The following is an 18,188-nucleotide window of genomic DNA, read 5'->3' as shown; positions in this document are numbered from 1 at the left end:
TGCGACTATCCGAGGTGCGCGACTTCAGAGGTACAGGACTACAGAGGTACAGGACTTCAGAGGTGCTGTCGGGCGAAGGCCAACGATCGTTCGAGTGCGGCCGACCGCTCGGTCGCGGTCCGTGCGTTCTGCGTGTTGATCTCGAGAACGGCCTGACCGTCGAAGCCTCGCGCGACCAGCGCCTGGCAGACCTCCGCGACCGGCTGGGTGCCGTCGCCGGGCACGAGGTGCTCGTCGATGGAGGCGCCGCGGCCGTCCGCGAGATGCAGATGCTTGAGCCCGGCGCCCATGCGCTCGGACAGCGCCACGGCGTCGAGTCCGGACGTCGCGGTGTGCGAGAAGTCCAGCGTGTAGTGCTGGTGGCCCACGTCGGTCGGATCGTAGGACGGCGCGAACGCGGTGAACCCGACACCGGGCTTCCCGCCCCGCTTCTCGAGCCGCTTCACCGAGCCGGTGCCCGCCCCGAAGAGCCGGTCCGCGCGCATCGGGAACATGTTCTCGACTGCCACGACCATGCCCTCGTTGTCGGCCTCGAGCTCGGCGACCTGGTCGGGGAAACCGTCGGCGTAGATGCGTTGCCAGCGGAACGGCGGATGCACCACCACGGTCGACGCGCCGAGCGCCTCGGCAGCATGCACCGAGCGCACCAGCTTCGAGACCGGATCCGAACCCCACACCCGCTGGGTGATCAACAGGCACGGTGCGTGCAACGCCAGGACCGGAACGCCGTACGTGCGGCTGAGCTGCTTGATCGCACCGACATCCTGGCTGATCGGCTCGGCCCACACCATGAGCTCGATCCCGTCGAAGCCGAGCTCCGCGGCGAAGCGGAACGCGGACTCGGTGTTCTGCGGATAGACCGAGGCCGTGGACAACCCCACCGGAACAGGCCGGCGACCGGGCGTCGTCACGTGGTGCTGAGCATGAAGGCCAGCGGGCCCAGAGTGACGAAACCGCCCACGACCACCGCCAGCAGGATCGACACGATGTCGTCGGTGCGGCGCAGCACACGCACCACGGCCACGAGCCCGACGATGACGAAGAACGCGAGGACCAGGGCGACCCAGGGCAGCATCTCCCACAGCCGTTCGAATCCCTTGAACAGGAGCGCGCCGAGCACGATCGCCACGATGCCCTGGCCGATCAGCGACAACCACTGCTTGACCGGGCTGCGGGACTTCGACGTCGCCACCGGTGCGTCCCGGGCGACCGGTTCCGCATCCGTGGGGGTGTCGAGATCGGTGTCGTCCGCCGTCGAGTCGTCCGTGGCCGTCGACGTGTCAGGGGTCTCGGGATCGTCGGTCACCGCCGGGACGATCGTGGTCACCGCGTCGGTCTCGGCCGTGACCTCGTCGGCGTCGACCTCCGGCTCGGCCGGCATCGATCGCTGCTGCTCAGGAGGGCCGAGTCGATCGGAAGCAGGACGCTCCTGCGCCGACCGCTCGGGTGCGAGCGCACGCTCCTCGGTGGAGGCACGCAGGCGATCGACCGCCACGGACGGAGCGCCGGAGAACAGCGCGGGCTCGGGCCGGGCGGATCGGGCGGCACCGAAAGCGGGGGTCGGTCGGGCGGACGTGTCGCCGCGGCGGTCGTCGATCCGGGGCGTGGTCCGTGTGGGCTCGGGTGCCGGGGCGGGCCGCTCGGGCTCGGCGTCGCGGGTCGACTCCTCGGCCTCGGCCTGCTGCGGCTGGTCCTGCGGCGACTCGGTCTCGGGCGACGCGTCGGTGTCGTCGTCGGGCGCCTCGGCCGGGGTCTCGTCGCGGACGATCGGGATCTCACCGGTCAGCTCGGCGACGGAGATCCCGCCGGCCATGCCGCGTCGACGTCGCCCACCACCGGACTGCGTGTCCACCTTGGCGCCGTTGCGCGCGAGCAGTTCCGCCACCGACACCTGTCCGGTGTCGGCCGCGCCGCTTCCGTTGTTGTCGTCACTCATGTCTCTCGAGTCTCCACCACATCGCCGAACGTCTCCGTGTCCAGCTTGCGCAGGATCAATCCCTCACGCAGCGCCCACGGACAGATCTCCAACGAATCGATCGACAGCGCGCGCATGCTCGCCTCGGCGACCAGTGCTCCGGCCACCATCTGTCGTGATCGATCCGCGCTCACGCCTTCCAATTCTGCACGGTCCGCCGAGGTCATTCTCGAGATGAACGAGATGACCTGACGCAGACCGTCGGCCGTCAGGGTCCTGACGACCCGGGGTCCGGCAGCCGACGGAGCGGCACCGGTCAACCGGGCCAACGAGCGGAAGGTCTTCGACGTTCCCACCGCCCGGTCGGGCAGCCCCGGCTCGAGCAGCTTCTTCGCCGGTTCGACGAGTTCCGCGTCGAGCCAGTCACGCAGCACGGCGACCCGACGCTTGCCGGGGGGATCCTCGGCCAGCCAGTCGCGCGTCAGTCGGCCCGCCCCGAGGGGAAGCGACATCGCCACGTCCGGGTTCTCGTCGATACCGGTGCTGAGCTCGAGGGATCCGCCGCCGATGTCGAGGTCGAGGATGCGCCCGGCACTCCAGCCGTACCAGCGACGCACGGCCAGGAACGTCAGTCGCGACTCGTCCTCACCGGAGAGAACCTGCAGGCTGACACCGGTCTCGTCGCGCACGCGGTTCAGCACGGCGGTCGAATTGCGGGCGTCGCGGACGGCGGAGGTCGCGAACGCCATGAGCTCGCCGCAGCCCGACGACGTGGCGATGGACGAGAAGTCGGCGACGGTGCGCACCAGTCGATCGGAGCCGGACTGTGTGATGTCACCGGCGTCGTCGGTGTTCTCCGCCAGGCGCAGGGCAGCCTTGGTGGAGCTCATCGGTGTCGGGTGTCCGCCGCGATGGGCGTCGACCACGAGCAGATGAACCGTGTTGCTTCCGACGTCGAGCACCCCTAACCGCACAGGGAACACCGTACTGGGTCTAGCGTCGTGGCTTGTGACACGTGCTGAGAAGGCGGGTAGGCCGGAGGCCGGCCGGGCCGCAAAGCAGGGAAAGAGTGTGGCCGACGAGGCCGGGAGACGGTCCGGCGAGGCCACCGGACGGCCCGCGGACGTGCTGGAACCCGCGGCGACCCACAAGCTCGATCCCGCACCCGAGGTGGCGCCGGACTTTCCGCGCGAGTGGGTCGAGTTCGTCGATCCGACCAACCCCGAGCACGTCGTTCGTGCCGACCTGACCTGGCTGCTGTCGAGCTGGACCTGCGTGTTCGGCACCCCGGCCTGCCAGGGCACCGTGCCGGACAGGCCCGACGACGGCTGCTGCTCACACGGGGCTTTTCTGTCGGACGACGACGACCACGCCAAGCTCGTCGCCTCCGTGGAGATGCTCACGCCCGACGACTGGCAGTTCTTCGACAAGGGACACGGCAAGAAGGGCTTCGTCGAGGTCGACGACCTCGAGGGCGAGCAGGCCCTACGCACCCGCAAGTACAAGGGTGCGTGCATCTTCCTCAACCGTCCCGGATTCGAGGGCGGCATCGGCTGCGCGCTGCACCGGATGGCGTTGCGCACCGGCGTCGAACCCCTCGAGGTGAAGCCCGACGTCTGCTGGCAGTTGCCCATCCGCCGCACCCAGGACTGGGTGACGCGTCCCGACGGTGTCGAGATCCTGCAGACCGTCGTCGGCGAGTACGACCGACGCGGCTGGGGTGAGGGCGGCGCCGACCTCAGTTGGTACTGCACCGCCTCCCCCGATGCGCACGTCGGCTCGAAGGCCGTGTGGCAGTCGTACGCGCCGGAGCTGACGGAGCTGCTCGGCAAGGACGTCTACACCGAGCTCGCCGCGCTGTGTCGGCGTCGGCAGGGCTTGGGGTTGATCGCCGTGCACCCCGCGACCCGCGAGGCTCAGCGCACCTAACCTCTTACCCCCCGCGAGTACGTCCATATCGTCGTGATCTGAGCGCTCGCAGCAGCACTTTCGACGTACTCGCCGGGGCGGGTAGAGCTCTATCCACAGGCACCCCGTCATCCCCAGGTTTCTCGCGGGCCGATCCCGGGACGCGGTGCCTGTCGGTGCGGCTCGTGACGGTCTGCGCCATGGACCCAACACTTGTCGACGCCATGAAAGCCAACGGCGGCTTCCTGCACACGACCGATCTCCTCCGATGCATGTCCCCGAGCCGCGTGCGGTGGCTGGTGCACACTCGTCAGCTGACACGCGTACGGCACGGGCTGTACGCGGTCGGAACGCTCCCTGTCTCTGCGCGACTCGACGCTCTGAGCATCGAGCTCGGAACGCGGGTCGCCGCATCCTTGGACACCGCGGCGGCGATGCACGGTTTCGACCTCGACCGGACGCAGCACCTACATGTGGTGGAGCCCGACGATCGGCGCATCGAGAGCAGACCAGGGGTAGTGGTGCATCAGCGGCGGGGTGCGCCGCTCATGGAGATCGGCACCCGGCTGGTCGTGGAGCCGGCCTGGACTGCTGTCGAGGTCCCACGGCAACGTTCTCCCGGTCGCGCGCTCGCCGTTCTCGATTCCGCGGCGCAGGTGGGCTGTAGTCCCCGCTCGCTGGAACGGGCTGTCGTCTCGCAACGAGGCCGGCGGGGCATCGTCGAGGTCCGCCGCCTCGCACCGCTCGTCGACTGCAGATCTGGTTCACCGATGGAGTCGGAGACGCGCCTGGTGTTGCACGACGGTCGACTTCCGGTGCCCGAACTGCAGTGGCCGGTGGTGTACGAACGCGGCGTCTTCTACCTCGATTTCGCTTGGCCTGCACGGCGAGTCGCAGTGGAGTACGACGGCGACGAATTCCACGGAACACCCGAGAGTGTGCGACGCGACAAGGCGCGCCTTGCACTGCTCGCAGACGAGGGGTGGCGCGTTCTGCAGATCACGTCGGACGATGTACGGCGCGAACCCGATGTCCTGGTCGGTCGTGTCCGCCGGCTACTCGCCGCCTGACACCCCCGCGAGTACGCCGAAAGTGCCGTGATCCCGGCTCCGCCAGCGACGTTTTGGACGTACTCGCCGGAGAGCTCACTCCTCGAGCTTGTACCCCAGTCCACGCACCGTGACGAGGTGCACGGGCTTCGCGGGGTCCGTCTCGATCTTCGAGCGCAGCCGCTTGACGTGCACGTCCAGCGTCTTGGTGTCGCCCACGTAGTCGGCGCCCCACACGCGGTCGATCAACTGTCCGCGGGTGAGCACTCGGCCGGAGTTGCGGAGCAGGTACTCGAGCAGGTCGAACTCCTTGAGCGGCAACGTGATCTGCTGCCCTCCGACCATGACGACGTGGCGCTCCACGTCCATGCGCACCGGTCCGGCCTCGAGGATGCTGTTGTCGTCGATCTCCTCGGTGTCGGATCCGCGGCGCAGGACCGCGCGGATGCGCGCGATGAGTTCGCGCGAGGAGTACGGCTTGGTGACGTAATCGTCGGCACCCAGTTCGAGGCCGACCACCTTGTCGATCTCGCTGTCGCGCGCGGTGACCATGATGACCGGCACACCGGAGCGGCTGCGCAGGTGCTTGCACACGTCGGTGCCGCTCATGCCCGGCAGCATGAGGTCGAGCAGGACGATGTCCGCGCCCACGCGATCGAACTCGGCGAGGGCGGAGGGGCCGTCACCGACGACGGTCGCGTCGAACCCTTCCTTGCGGAGCAGGAACGCCAGCGGGTCGGCCAACGATTCTTCGTCTTCGACGATGAGCACGCTCGTCATGGGGTGTCCTTCTCGGTCATGACGGCTCGCCGTCGTCTTCGATGTGAGCAGGAATGAGGAGCGTGAAGGTCGAGCCCGTCCCGGGCTTGCTCCACAGCTCGATGCGGCCGTTGTGGTTGGCGGCGACGTGCTTGGCGATGGCCAGTCCCAGACCGGTACCGCCGGTGGCCCGCGACCGCGCCTTGTCGACGCGGAAGAAGCGCTCGAACACGCGCTCCTGGTCCTCCTTGGCGATGCCGATGCCCCGGTCGGTGACCGAGAAGGCCACCATGCTCTGCGGGCCCGTCGCATCGTCGTCACGCAGAGACCGCGTCACCGACACGGGCGACCCCTTCGGGGAGTACGCGATGGCGTTCTCGACGAGGTTCGACAGTGCGGTGACCAGCAGGGTCTGATCGCCGAGCACCTCGAGTCCGCTCGGTCGGTCAGTCGTGACGACGATGCCCGTGGCCTCGGCCTTGAGGGCCGAACGCGAGAGCGCGCTCTTGACCACGGTGTCGACGTCGACGACGTCGAGATCGGGGAGCTTCTCGGCACCCTGCAGACGGGACAGCGAGATGAGTTCGCTGACCATGTTGCCCAGGCGCGTGGACTCGTCGAGCATCCGCTCACCGAAGCGCTGCACCGACTCGGGATCGTCGCGCGACTGCAGCAGCGCCTCCGCCAGCAGGCTGATGGCGCCGACGGGGGTCTTGAGTTCGTGGCTGACGTTCGCGACGAAGTCCCGCCGCGTGGCCTCCATGCGGACCTGCTCGGAGTCGTCGTCGGCGAACAGGACGACGAACCGGCGATCCTCCTGGGAGAGCAGCTGCGCGTGCCCCTTCACGGCGATGCCGGCGCGCCCGCGGGCGTCGAGAACCGTGAGGTCGACCTCGACGTGGTCACCGGTCTCGAGGACCCTGGTGGCGGCCTTCCAGGCCCGATCGTCGAGCGACCGACCGCGGACGAGACCGAGCTCCTCGGCGCGCGGATTGAACAGCACGACGTCGTGGAACTGGTCGACGACGGCGATACCGCTGTGCGCGGCCAGCACGATGAGGTCGAGGACCTGGGACATCGTCAGCCCGTTGTCGCGGGTCTGACGCAGGACGTGGCGGGAGTTCAGATACGGGATCAGCACTCCACCGACGAGGTACCCACCGAACGCCGCGACGGCGGCGATCAGTACGACGGTCGGAGTGGTCACGGGCCGATCGTACGGTCACACGACCGTGCACCGACGCACGGTGGGCCGGGTTTTCCGGCCGTCACCGCACGTCCGGCGCACGTTCGCACCGCGTTCATCGAGTCGTTACTTCTTGCCCTGGTTCGCCACTGCCGCGGCTCCGGCCGCAGCGGCCTCCGGGTCGAGGTAGGTGCCGCCCGGCACGGTGGGAACGAGCGTATCGCCCGACTCCGTGAGGTCGTACTGCAGCGGGATGCCGGTGGGGATGTTGAGCCCCGCGATGTCCGCGTCGGAGATGCCGTCGAGGTACTTGACGAGGGCGCGCAGCGAGTTGCCGTGGGCGGCGACCATGACCGTCTTCCCGGCCCGCAGCTCGGGGACGATGACGCTCTCGTAGTATGGAACGAACCGCTCGACGACGTCCTTCAGGCACTCGGTCAGCGGCACGCTGTCGAGATCGGCGTAGCGTGGATCGGCGTCCTGGCTGTACTCGGAGCCGACCTCGATGGGGGGCGGCGGGGTGTCGTAGCTGCGACGCCACAGCATGAACTGCTCGTCGCCGTACTTCTCCTTGGTCGCGGCCTTGTCGAGACCCTGCAGTGCGCCGTAGTGCCGCTCGTTCAGACGCCAGTCGCGGACGACCGGGATCCAGTGCCGATCGGCAGCGTCGAGCGCGAGGTTCGCAGTGCTGATGGCGCGACGCAGGAGCGAGGTGTACAGCACGTCGGGAAGCACACCGGCCTCCTTGATCAGCTCGCCGGCACGCTTCCCCTCCGCCTCACCCTTGGCGGTCAGGCGCACGTCCTGCCATCCGGTGAACTGGTTGGACGCGTTCCACTCGCTCTCGCCGTGGCGGAGAAGGATCAGGGTTCCGATGCTCATGCCGCCCAGTTTCTCACGATGCCGCCGACGGGACGACCGGTCGGGCGCGCCGCAGGTCGTGCGGGGTGCCCAGCGGGAACTGCGCTTCCGCCGAGCCGAACTGGCGTGACCGCTAGCCTCTGCTGATGAGAACCCGCTGGACAGTGGCATTCGCGGTGTGTGCGTGGCTCGCGTGCGCCCCGACCGCCACGGCCGATCCGCTGCCCGTCGACTACAACTTCTTCAGCGGCTTCCCGGCGGAGATCGCGAACCCGGGCGGATCACTGCCCGGGACCAACGACTTCTCGTGCGTGCCGACGGCAGAGCACCCCGATCCCGTGATCCTGGTGCACGGCACGGGGACCGGGCAGCAGACCGGGTGGGGCGTCTACGCACCGCTGCTGAAGAACGAGGGTTACTGCGTCTTCGCACTCACCTACGGTGCCCTGCCGGGGCCGTGGCCGATCAGCGCGATAGGCGGCCTCGGACCGGTTCCCGAGAAGGGAGCGCAGTTCGCCGCGTTCGTTGACGAGGTGTTGTCGGCGACGGGTGCCGAGAAGGTCGACATCGTCGGACACTCGCAGGGCACGGTGCTGCCCAACTACTACGCGTAGGTGCTCGGCGGAGCGGACGACATCGACAGGTACGTCTCGCTGGCCCCGCTGTGGAAGGGGTCGGGCCCGTCGCAGTTCGCGTGGCCCGACGCGTCGTATCGCTACGCGCCGGGCATCACGTACACGAACATCATGACCCGGTACGACGAGGTGGTGGTCCCGTACACCGACGGCTACGTCGAGGCGCCGAACGCGACCAACATCGTCGTCCAGGACTCCTGCGACCTGGACTTCTCCGAGCACGCCGGCATCGTCGGATCACCGAGGGCGGCGGCGTTCGTCCTGAACGCCCTCGACCCTGCGCATCCGCGGCCCGTGCCCTGCGAGTTCGTCCCGCCGTTCACCGGTTAACGGACGCCGTCCCACACCGTGCGGGTGTCGGGCCGCGGGTCGTTCACCACCGCCGAGTCCGTACCGAACATCTTCACCGTGCGCTCGGACCCGTACCGCGACCAGCCCGGGTCCCCGTCTCGCACGAACGCGACCCACGCACGGTGCATCTCGTCGGCGATCGCCTGAGGCGGGTTCGGCCCCGTGATGCGGGCGGTCTCAGGCTTGCCGAGCACGTCGAAGACGAACGGGATCTCGAGCGCGTGGCACGCGCCGAGGTTCCCGTCGAACAGCGGCGAGCGCCAGGTGAACTCGTAGACGTGAGCCGGGTGCGCCTCGGCGACGCGCACCGCGGGGACGCGGAAGAACCAATCGGTCATGACCGCGATCATGAGCTCACCGGGCGAAGCGTCCGGACTCTGAGCTCGGTACGCGTCGAGCACCGACGGGTCCAGTCGATACCCGGCGAGCACCGTCCGCAGGTAGTCCTCGGTGATGTGCGGAACGATGCCGGCGGGCACGAGGAAGAACGCGTGCTCCTCACTGGTGGTGCCGAGCAGGAGTTCGACGTCGGCGCCCGCACCGTCGGCGATGCGCGAATACGGCAGCGCAGGAACGACATCACCGTCGATGCACGGCTCGAACGCCATCATGTTCAGTGCCACCTCACCCCACGCGCCGCTCGACGCCTCCGCGGCGATGCGATCGGACAGCATGCGCTGGGCGTCGACGAGGGCGTCGACGGGTACCGAGCCGAGCCCCTCCACCGTCGCCGGAACGTCGAGGGCCGACGCCAACGCGGCCGAGATGGTCCCCGCGGTCTCGGCCGAGATGACGTGATGGCCGGCTCCGCTCTGCAGGACCGCGCGGTGGAACAGCCCCTCGGCGCGCGGCATCGACAGCAGCGTGCCGACGCTCATGGCGCCCGCGGACTCCCCCGCGACGGTCACGCGCGCCGGGTCACCGCCGTACGACGCGATGTGGTCGCGAACCCACTCGAGCGCCGCGACCTGGTCCAGCAGACCACGATTGGCGGGAGCGCCCTCGATCTGCGCGAAGCCGTCCACGCCGAGCCGGTAGTTGATCACCACGGCGACGACGCCGTCCCGCGCGAATGCGGTGCCGTCGTAGGCGGGTACCGCGTTGCTGCCGTTCACGAAGGCGCCGCCGTGGATCCACACGAACACGGGCGCGGAGCCGGCGACGTCCGGCGAGTACACGGCGACGTTCAGGCACTCATCGCCGGGCACCACGGGCTCACTGAGGATCTCGCTGGTGGGCGGCCGGTACCCGACCTTCGGGACGGTGGCACCGTGCTCGAGGGCGTCGCGGGTGTCGGACCAGCGCGGCGGCGCGGTGGGCGCCTGGAACCGGTGCGGGCCGAACGGCGCCTCGGCGTAGGGAACTCCGAGGAACGAGGCGATGCCGTTGTCGGTGCGACCGCGCACCTGGCCCTGGGCTGTGTCGACGGTGATCGTGTCCATGGCTCATGAGTACCACCCCGAGTGCCCCCACACCCCTCACATGACGCGAACACCCTCTCCAGCACGCTGGAGAGGGTGTTCGGGTGGTACAGGGAGTGTCAGCCGGCGGCAGGCTCGGCCGCCCGCAGATCCTTGCGCAGGATCTTGCCGGACGCCGACTTCGGCACCGTGTCGATGAACTGCACGCGACGAACCTTCTTGTGCGGCGACACCTTCTCGGACACGAACGTCATGACGTCGTCCTCGGTGAGCTCGGCGCCCTGCTGCAGCACGACGAACGCCTTCGGCACCTCTTCGCCCTCGTCGTCGAGCACGCCGATGACGGCGGCGTCGGCGATCTGCGGGTGCGTGAGCAGCAGCGACTCGAGCTCGGCGGGCGGCACCTGGTAACCCTTGTACTTGATCAGCTCCTTGAGCCGGTCCACGATGCTGACGCATCCGCGGCCGTCGACGACGGCGATGTCGCCGGTGTGCAGATACCCGTCGGCGTCGAGCGTCTCGGCCGTCGCGGCGTCGTTGTTCAGGTAGCCGGCCATGACGTTCGGGCCCTTGATCCACAGCTCACCGGGCTCACTGACCTGGTCCGAGCCGGGCTCCGGGTAGGACACCTCCTCGCCGGTGGCCGGATCAACGAGCTTGTTCTCCGAGTTGGCCACGGCGGTGCCGCAGCTGCTCAGCGGCATGTCGTCACCGTCGAACGGGATGGCGTGCGAGACCGGGCTCAGCTCACTCATGCCGTAACCCTGACGCACCTTGGTCTTCAGTCGTTTCGCGACGGCGTTGCCCAGGTTCTCGTCGAGGGCGGCGGCACCGGAGAACACCATGCGCACGCTGGAGATGTCGTACTGGTCCACCATCGGGTGCTTGGCCAGTGCGACGGCGACGGGCGGCGCGATGAAGAGGTAGGTGATCTTCTTCTCGGTGGTGAGGCTCAGGAACTGTTCGAGGTCGAAGCGCGGCATCGTGACCAGGGAGGCGCGCACCTTGAGGCCGAGGTTGAGCAGCACGGTCATGCCGTAGATGTGGAAGAACGGCAGCACGGCGAGCAGGACATCGTCCCGGTTCGCGCCCATGCGCGGCTCGATCTGCGACACGTTGGCCACCAGGTTGCGGTGCGTCAGCATGACGCCCTTGGGCCGTCCCGTGGTGCCCGAGGAGTACGGCAGCACCGCGAGGTGGGTCGACGGGTCGAAGCTGACGTCGGGCGCCTGCGCACCCTCGGTGAGGAGGTCGCGCAGCGACTCGTGGCCCTCGGCGCCGTCGAGCACGACGATGCGATCGGCCGACAGACCGACCTGCTCCGCCGCGGCCTTCGCCTGCGGCAGGAGCGGGGAGACCGTGAAGATCATGGTCGCGGACGAGTCCGTGAGCTGCTTCGCGATGTCCTCGGCGGTGTACAGCGCATTGATCGTCGTGGCGATCGCACCGGCGCGCAGGATCCCGTGGAACACCGAGGCGAAGGCGGGCACGTTCGGCGAGTGCACCGCGACCACGTCGCCGACCTTCACTCCGCGCGAGGCGAGTGCGCCTGCGACACCGTTGATCTGACCGACGAGAGTGCGGTAGTCGGTGACGGCGCCGCTCGGGCCGTCGATCAGGGCGGGGCGCGCGAGGTCGTCCTCGGTCAGGTCACCGAAGAGGAACTCGTAGACGCTCTGCTCGGGAATCTCGACGTCGGGGTACGGGCTGCGGAAACTCATGGAACTCCTCGTGGCAGAGCAGGGACTTGGCACAGCAGGGGCAGAAAGGCAACCTTAATGTGTCGGGCAGTCACATAAACATCCATCGGACGCTCCGGGTGACAGCCATCACACGAAAGAGAGTACCTGCACGGTGTCCGAATCAGTCCCGGTCGTCGTCGTCCGCTCGGTCCGCCGACTGCACCCAGGACGTGGGCCCGTCGTCCGGCCTGCCGTTCACCAGATGCTCGAACGCCTTCAGGTTGTTCAGCGACTCGCCGCGCGAGACGCGCCACGCCCACTCGCGGCGGATGGACTCGGCGAAGCCCAGTTCGAGCAACACGTTGAAATCGCCGTCGGCCGCCTCGAGCACCTGCCCGAGGATGCGGTCGATCTCGTCTCCCGTGACCGCGTGCGTCGACATCTTGCCGACGAGGTAGATGTCGCCGATCTTGTCGATCGTGTAGTGCACTCCGTACAGACGACGGTTGCGCCGCAACAAGTATCGGTACACACCCTCGAAGTTCTCGTCGGGCTTGCGGCACACGAAGGCCTCGATGCGCACACCGTGGTTGCCCACGGTCAGCATCGTCGAGGTCTTGAGCTTCTTCTCCCCGGGGAGGTCCACGACGAACTGGGTGTCGGTGGCCCGGGTGTAGTCCAACTCTCGATCGGCCAACACCGAGTCGATCAGTTCCGTCACCTGGTCGATCGTCGTCACAGCGCTCTCACCGGTCCTGTCCGTCGTAGTCGCCACAGACCGCGGGGTCTGCGCGGCGAGAACTCGCCCGTCGGTCTCTCGACACCCGCGGTACGGCCGAATCTCCACGCCGCACGGGCGTAGGTGTCCAGCAACGCGTCCGAGGTGTGTTCCCACGAGAAGTTCTCGGCATGTCGTGAGGCATTCGACGCCATCACGGTGCGCAGACGGTCGTCGGCGAGCAACGACTGCACCGCGGTGGCCCAGTCGGCCGGATCGTGGCCCTGCACCAGCACGCCGGTCTCCCCGTCCCGCACGGCCACACCGAGGCCCCCGACGTCCGCGGCGACCACCGGGACACCGCAGGCCTGAGCCTCGATGGCGACGAGGCCGAACGACTCCGAATAACTCGGCACAGCAACGAGATCCGACGCACGGTAGACGTCCGCCAGCCTGCCCGGCGGTTGCGGCGGCAGGAACGTCACCCGGTCCTCGACACCCAGCTGCCGACTGAGCGCGATGAGGGAGTCCGGCCGTTCCAGACCGGTGCCCGACGGGCCGCCGACCACCAGCACGCGCACGCGCGACGACGGGTCCCGCCGGTGGATCTCGGCGACCGCCGCGACGAGGACGTCCGGCGCCTTGAGAGGTTGGATCCGTCCCACGAAGGTCACGAGAGGGTCGTCGCCGTCCAGACCCAGGGAGCGCCGAGCGGCGGTGCGATCACCCGGCCGGAACATGCCGAGGTCCGCTCCCGGAGCGACGACGTCGATCTTGTCCTCGGCCGCGTCGTACAGATCGACGAGGGCGCGGGCCTCGTCGAGCGTGTTGGCCGTGAGCCGGTCGGCTTCCTCGACGACCTGCTTCTCACCGATGCGGCGCGCTGCCGGTTCCGGCCTGTCCCCCGCGGCCACCGACAGGTTCTTCACCGCGGCGAGCGTGTGTGCGGTGTGCACCAGGGGCACCTTCCACCGGTCGCGGGCGAGCCAGCCGACCTGCCCCGACAACCAGTAGTGCGAGTGGATCATGTCGTAGTGGCCCGGCTCGTGCCGTGCCTCCTCGCGCAGGACACCCGCGGCGAAGGCACAGAGCTGGGTGGGCAGGTCGTGCTTGTCGAGCCCTTCGAACGGGCCGGCCGCGATACTGCGCACCAGCACGCCGGGCGCGGCCTCGACCACGGGTTCGTCGCGGGAGGAGGTGGCGCGGGTGAAGATCTCCACCTCGACTCCGCGGGCCGCCATCTGCACGGCGGTCTGCAGGACGTACACGTTCATACCGCCCGCGTCCCCCGTGCCGGGCTGAGCCAGCGGGGACGTGTGCAGCGACAACACGGCTACCCGATGCGGGCTGTGACGACGGACCACCGTTCCAGTGTGCCCTGTCCGATCGAGCCGCAGGTGCCCGCCCGGTCACGTCCGGCGGCCCAGCGCGTCGACGAAGCCGGTGACCTCCCCGAGGAACCGCGCCGGATCGGCGACGAACGGACCGTGGTCGACGCCCTCCCACCACGAGGTCGCCGCGCCGGGAACGACGGAAGCGGTGTGCCGACCGGCGCTGACGTCCACCACCGTGTCCGCGGTGCCGTGCAGCACCAACGCGGGGACGTCCAACGCCACCAGCGTCTCGTCGTGTCCCACATCGCGCCGGAACACCGCCGAACGCACGCGCGGACGCGTCGCCAGGCTCGCTCCGAAAAGCGCCTGAGCGGCGGCGCCGTGTCCCGCGCCGGGGCCGGTGAGGGCGTTGCCGAAACTGGCGAGCGCCCTGATGGCCACACGCGAGTCCTCGCTCATCGCGCCGGGGATCGCCGCGCGCATCGCGGTGCCGACGGCGCCTCCGGGACGGTCCGGACCGATCGCGGTGATCGCCGCGACGAAGACCACACCCGCCACCGCGCCGGTGCCGTACACCGACAGGTAGTCACACAGCACCAGTCCTCCGTAGGACCAGCCCAGCAGGACCGCGCCGGAGCGGATGCCCTCCTGCTCGAGGACGGCGTGCACGTCGCCGGCCCACAGCGCGGACCGGTCGTAGCCGTCGGCGGGAGCACCGGACATACCGTGTCCGCGGAGGTCGACCGCGATCACCCGGTACCGCTCGGCGAGGTCGGAGAGAAGGTCGTCGCCCCAGCAGGCTCCGGTCTGGGCCCATCCGTGCAGCAGCACCAACGGTCGAGCCGAGACGTCACCCGTGACGCGGTAGACAAGGGATGTTCCGTCGCGCCCGAGGGCCTCTCGTATTGCCATGACACCAACATATTGGGCGCACGTTGTGGAATGTCAGAAGGGCTCGCGCAGCGGCCTGAGCAGCGTCGACTCGTCGGTAAAGTTCCGTCGTGACCGAAACACACCAGCGCTCCATCTCGCCGAAGACGGGCGAGTGGCGTGACCTCAACCGGTACTACTGGCCGTGGGCCCTCATCGCTCCGATGCTGCCGCTCATCTCGGTGGGTGTGGTGTTCGGACTGCAGTGGTGGGCCCCGGGAGTGTCGCAGATCGCCTGGTGGTCCGGTCCTCTCTTCCTCTACGTCGTCGTCCCGATCGCGGATCGCATCGTCGTCCCGTTCGACGAGAACCCGCCCGAGGATCTGGTCGAGGCCCTCGAGGCCGACTTCTGGTACCGCGGCTGCCTCTACGCGTACGTCCCGATGCAGTTCTTCGGCATCGGGCTCTCGTCGTATCTGCTGACGGCCGACGATCTCTCGTGGCTCGGACTGGAGAACGGCCTGTCACTCGCCTCGAAGATCGGGGTGGCCCTGACCATCGGACTCGTCGGCGGCATCGGCATCAACACGGCTCACGAGCTCGGCCACAAGAAGGTCGAGTACGAGCGGTGGTTGTCACGAATCGTTCTCGCGCAGAGCTTCTACGGGCACTTCTACGTCGAACACAATCGCGGACATCACGTACGGGTCGCCACTCCCGAGGATCCGGCGAGCTCCCGTCTCGGAGAGACCCTCTGGCAGTTCTACCCCCGCAGCGTTCTCGGCGGTTTCCGATCCGGCTGGACACTCGAGCGGGATCGACTGCACCGCATCGACAAACGCACCTTCTCCTTCTCGAACGCGAATCTCACCGCCTGGCTGATGAGCCTCGCCCTCTGGGGCGTGTTGGTCGCCGTGTTCGGTCTCGAGTTGCTGCCGTTCCTGCTTCTGCAGGCGGTGTACGGGATCTCACTGCTCGAGGCCGTCAACTACCTCGAGCACTACGGACTGCTGCGCCGCACCAAGGAGAACGGACGGTACGAGCGGTGCACTCCGGAGCACAGCTGGAACAGCGACTACGCCGTGTCCGACATCTTCCTGTATCACCTGCAGCGACACAGCGACCATCACGCCAATCCCACGCGCCGCTACCAGGTGCTGCGGAGTATGCCCGAATCTCCGCAGCTCCCAGCGGGTTACGCGCCCCTGATCCTGGTGTCGTACTTCCCGTTCCTGTGGCGGGCACTGATGGACAAGCGCGTGGTCGCGCACTACGACGGCGACCTCCGGCGCTCCAACATCCAGCCCGCGAAGCGGGAGAAGTACCTCGCGAAGTACCCCGTACCGATGCAGTAGCTACTTCTTCCGGCGCCGACTACCGCCGTGCCAGTCCTGCTGCACGCCCGCCTCGTCCTCGGAGACGCCGAGCGCCCGCAGTTGCGGGAGTTCGCGCAGACTGCGCTTCAGCTCCGCGAAACCCGCGAACCGTGCCAGTCCCACGACGTGGTCCCACAACTCGACCGCGTCGTCGTCCGACGGGAGCCGGCTGATGACCGGGCCGAAGAACGCCACGCCCTCGGGCGGCTCGACGTGGATGATCGGTGTTCCGACGTCCTTGCCCGTGAGCGACAGCGCCTCGTCGGTCGACGCCTGGATCTCCTCGTCGAACGACGTGTCGTCCAGTGCCCGGACGTGATGCTCGGGCAGGCCGAGGCCGGCGAGGATCGGTGCGAGGAACTCGGCCGTTCCGCGGTACGCGTGAGCACCGGCCTCGTCGGGCACCGGTTCCGCATCGAAGATCCGGGCGCCGAACGCGGCGTACAGCGGGCCCATCGCCTCCCGGCCGTGCTCGGTCCGCACGCTCGCAGCAGCCCGGAGCAGTCGGAGCCCCGCGGTGTGGCCCGCCTCGTACTCGGGCGGGAAGTGCGTCGAGTAGTCGATGTGCGCGTTGAGTTGTCGCAGCGAGATGAAGCTCCAGTCGACGGTGTAGTCCCGTTGCGCCTGGACGAGTCGGACCCACCTGCTGGTCATCCAGGCGAACGGGCACACCGGGTCGAAGTAGAAGCGGAGATCGGGTGACGTCATGTCCGCAGTATTCCCCGCTCGATCAGCGCTGAGCGTCGATCTTCCGCATCGTCACCACAGGATCTGCGTAGAGCGAGCCGAGGGACACCGCCGCCGCGGCGTGGTCCTGCACTCGCTTGCCGAAGCTGGTGACCCGCACTCGCCTCGACGTCGCGACCGAACTGTAGGACTCGAACGCGGCCTCGACGCGCTCCATCGCCGCCGGGTACGCGGTGAACGCCTGACCCCCCACCTGCACGCTGTCAGGATTGACGACATCGTGCACCAGTGCCAGAGCGCGGCCCAGCGCGTCGGCGCGATCGTTCAGAATCCCCTGTGCCACAACCGAACCCGTGCGCGCCGCCAGGTACACCGCAGCGATCGAACGCTCCGACTCCTCCAGCAGACCGGCGCGCCGCGCCGCCGCCACGACGGCCCGGTCGCTCACGGTCGCCTCGAGGCATCCGGTACGTCCGCAGTCGCACACGGCGTCCGAGCCGGTCGGCAGATGAGCGATCGACCCCGGACCGCCGGCAGGGGTGTGCACGCGACCGTCGATGGTCAGCGCCATCCCCGTCATCTCCCGCGCATAGAAATACAGCGACGTGCCCGGCTCGCCGCCCACAGACCGACCGGCCTCCGGCCGTCCCGCATCGTCGGGGGCTGTCTCCGTCGCGAGCAGCAACTCCGACGCCGCCATCGCCTCGACGTGCGGCGCGACGGCCACCACGGCACCGAGCCGCTCACCCAGGACCGCACCCACCGGGGCGTCGGACCAGGCGAGGCGAGGGTGATCGACGGTGCCCTTCTGCGCGTTCACGCGGCCACCGATGGCGACGCCCACGAACAGGATGCGGCGCCGGTGCCACCGTGCGGCGAACGACGCGGCACTCTCCGCGATGGAGCGCAGGGCACCGGTGTGCGGGCCGGACGGTGTGGCGATCTCGACGCCGCCGAGCACGGTGCCGCGCAGGTCCACGGCGACGATGCGGGTGGTGGTGGCGCCGATGTGCACCCCGAGCGTGCACTGCCCCTCGTGATCCACCTCGACCGGCACGCGGGGACGCCCGACGGCGCCCGACGTGGACAGATCGGCGCGCTCACGCAGCAGACCCGCGGCGATGAGGGCACTGACGTGGCGATTGACGGTGGCGGTGCTGATGCCGGTGGCCGAGACGATGACGTCGCGCGACACGGGGCCGCGCTGCACCACGGCACGCAGGACGACGGCGGCCGGAGTGTCGCTGACGCGCAGGTCGGGGGCGACGACGCGCGCCGGTCTCGGGCGATGCGGACGGCCGTAGGGCGACCGCGCGGCGGAACTCGGCGTGCGGGGGGCGGGGGTCTGGGAAAGAACGGTGGGGGCAGACATGGGAATCCCTCGGAAAGCGTGTCGGATGGGCCGGGAGCCTGGGAACGAGGCCGGTCACACCCGA

The 18,188-nt window shown here is 68.8% G+C and carries 16 protein-coding genes and 1 pseudogene; 4 read left to right on the top strand and 13 right to left on the bottom strand.

Annotation, left to right across the window (positions count from 1 at the left end; genetic code table 11):
- Nucleotides 1-56 precede the first annotated feature (56 nt).
- The 3 genes from HQ325_RS13340 to HQ325_RS13330 are packed head-to-tail and all read right to left on the bottom strand — an operon-like array spanning nt 57 to nt 2,889.
- Nucleotides 57-911 carry a sugar phosphate isomerase/epimerase gene (locus HQ325_RS13340; RefSeq protein ID WP_308014462.1) on the bottom strand — a complete coding sequence of 285 codons (855 nt, stop codon included), beginning with the start codon at nt 909-911 and terminating at the stop codon, nt 57-59.
- Nucleotides 908-1,936, bottom strand: coding sequence for a Yip1 family protein (locus HQ325_RS13335; protein WP_222630276.1), 1,029 nt, complete (start codon nt 1,934-1,936; stop codon nt 908-910). Before HQ325_RS13335 ends, HQ325_RS13340 begins: the two co-directional genes overlap by 4 nt.
- Entirely contained in the window at nt 1,933-2,889 is a 957-nt protein-coding gene (locus HQ325_RS13330; RefSeq protein ID WP_027504497.1) for a Ppx/GppA phosphatase family protein, read from the bottom strand. The genes HQ325_RS13335 and HQ325_RS13330 overlap by 4 nt, the downstream gene beginning before the upstream one ends.
- Nucleotides 2,890-3,043: 154 nt before the next feature.
- Here HQ325_RS13330 and HQ325_RS13325 point away from each other — a divergent pair, with 154 nt between their 5' ends.
- Both HQ325_RS13325 and HQ325_RS13320 read left to right on the top strand, forming a co-directional pair.
- The gene (locus HQ325_RS13325; protein ID WP_027504496.1) at nt 3,044-3,844 is read left to right on the top strand and encodes a hypothetical protein; all 801 of its coding nucleotides are present in this window, start codon (nt 3,044-3,046) and stop codon (nt 3,842-3,844) included.
- Between the two features lie 179 nt (nt 3,845-4,023).
- Nucleotides 4,024-4,893 (top strand): endonuclease domain-containing protein, encoded by an 870-nt coding sequence (locus tag HQ325_RS13320; RefSeq protein WP_222630275.1) that lies wholly within the window; start codon nt 4,024-4,026, stop codon nt 4,891-4,893.
- Nucleotides 4,894-4,968: 75 nt separating this feature from the next.
- Here the strand turns inward: HQ325_RS13320 and HQ325_RS13315 are convergent, their stop codons facing one another.
- From HQ325_RS13315 to HQ325_RS13305, 3 genes are all read right to left on the bottom strand, one after another.
- Nucleotides 4,969-5,652, bottom strand: a complete 684-nt coding sequence (locus HQ325_RS13315) for a response regulator transcription factor (RefSeq protein ID WP_027504494.1) — start codon at nt 5,650-5,652, stop codon at nt 4,969-4,971.
- 16 nt (nt 5,653-5,668) lie between these two features.
- Complete coding sequence (locus HQ325_RS13310; protein ID WP_027504493.1) at nt 5,669-6,838, bottom strand: cell wall metabolism sensor histidine kinase WalK; 1,170 nt, start codon at nt 6,836-6,838, stop codon at nt 5,669-5,671.
- 105 nt (nt 6,839-6,943) lie between these two features.
- Nucleotides 6,944-7,699, bottom strand: a complete 756-nt coding sequence (locus tag HQ325_RS13305) for a phosphoglyceromutase (RefSeq protein ID WP_222630274.1) — start codon at nt 7,697-7,699, stop codon at nt 6,944-6,946.
- Nucleotides 7,700-7,824: 125 nt separating this feature from the next.
- Between HQ325_RS13305 and HQ325_RS13300 the strand changes: the two are divergent.
- A pseudogene (locus tag HQ325_RS13300) lies at nt 7,825-8,643 on the top strand (esterase/lipase family protein).
- Here HQ325_RS13300 and HQ325_RS13295 read toward each other — a convergent pair.
- The 5 genes from HQ325_RS13295 to HQ325_RS13275 all read right to left on the bottom strand — a co-directional run bounded on the left by HQ325_RS13295 (nt 8,640) and on the right by HQ325_RS13275 (nt 14,731).
- Entirely contained in the window at nt 8,640-10,106 is a 1,467-nt protein-coding gene (locus HQ325_RS13295; RefSeq protein ID WP_222630273.1) for a carboxylesterase/lipase family protein, read from the bottom strand. The pseudogene HQ325_RS13300 and the gene HQ325_RS13295 sit on opposite strands and share 4 nt — an antisense overlap.
- Before the next feature lie 98 nt (nt 10,107-10,204).
- Nucleotides 10,205-11,806 (bottom strand): AMP-binding protein, encoded by a 1,602-nt coding sequence (locus HQ325_RS13290; protein WP_222630272.1) that lies wholly within the window; start codon nt 11,804-11,806, stop codon nt 10,205-10,207.
- 142 nt (nt 11,807-11,948) lie between these two features.
- On the bottom strand, nt 11,949-12,497 hold the full coding sequence (locus HQ325_RS13285) for a YbjN domain-containing protein (RefSeq protein ID WP_222631030.1): 549 nt from the start codon (nt 12,495-12,497) through the stop codon (nt 11,949-11,951).
- Between the two features lie 5 nt (nt 12,498-12,502).
- A complete protein-coding gene (gene mshA / locus HQ325_RS13280; RefSeq protein WP_222630271.1) occupies nt 12,503-13,849 on the bottom strand; it encodes a D-inositol-3-phosphate glycosyltransferase in 1,347 nt (448 codons plus the stop codon).
- 45 nt (nt 13,850-13,894) lie between these two features.
- On the bottom strand, nt 13,895-14,731 hold the full coding sequence (locus HQ325_RS13275; RefSeq protein ID WP_222630269.1) for an alpha/beta fold hydrolase: 837 nt from the start codon (nt 14,729-14,731) through the stop codon (nt 13,895-13,897).
- 89 nt (nt 14,732-14,820) lie between these two features.
- Here HQ325_RS13275 and HQ325_RS13270 point away from each other — a divergent pair, with 89 nt between their 5' ends.
- Nucleotides 14,821-16,044: an alkane 1-monooxygenase gene (locus tag HQ325_RS13270; protein WP_308014464.1), complete on the top strand. Its 1,224-nt coding sequence runs from the start codon at nt 14,821-14,823 to the stop codon at nt 16,042-16,044.
- On the opposite strand, the gene HQ325_RS13265 is transcribed toward HQ325_RS13270, so the two are convergent.
- The gene (locus tag HQ325_RS13265; protein ID WP_222630267.1) at nt 16,045-16,773 is read right to left on the bottom strand and encodes a hypothetical protein; all 729 of its coding nucleotides are present in this window, start codon (nt 16,771-16,773) and stop codon (nt 16,045-16,047) included.
- Nucleotides 16,774-16,795: 22 nt separating this feature from the next.
- Entirely contained in the window at nt 16,796-18,124 is a 1,329-nt protein-coding gene (locus HQ325_RS13260; RefSeq protein WP_222630265.1) for an ROK family transcriptional regulator, read from the bottom strand.
- Nucleotides 18,125-18,188: the final 64 nt, after the last annotated feature.

Origin of the sequence: Rhodococcus sp. BP-349, from assembly GCF_019835845.1 — a bacterium.
Taxonomy (GTDB): Bacteria; Actinomycetota; Actinomycetes; order Mycobacteriales; family Mycobacteriaceae; genus Rhodococcoides.
Note: the sequence above shows the minus strand (reverse complement) of the source record. Positions and strands in the feature narration are given on the sequence as shown.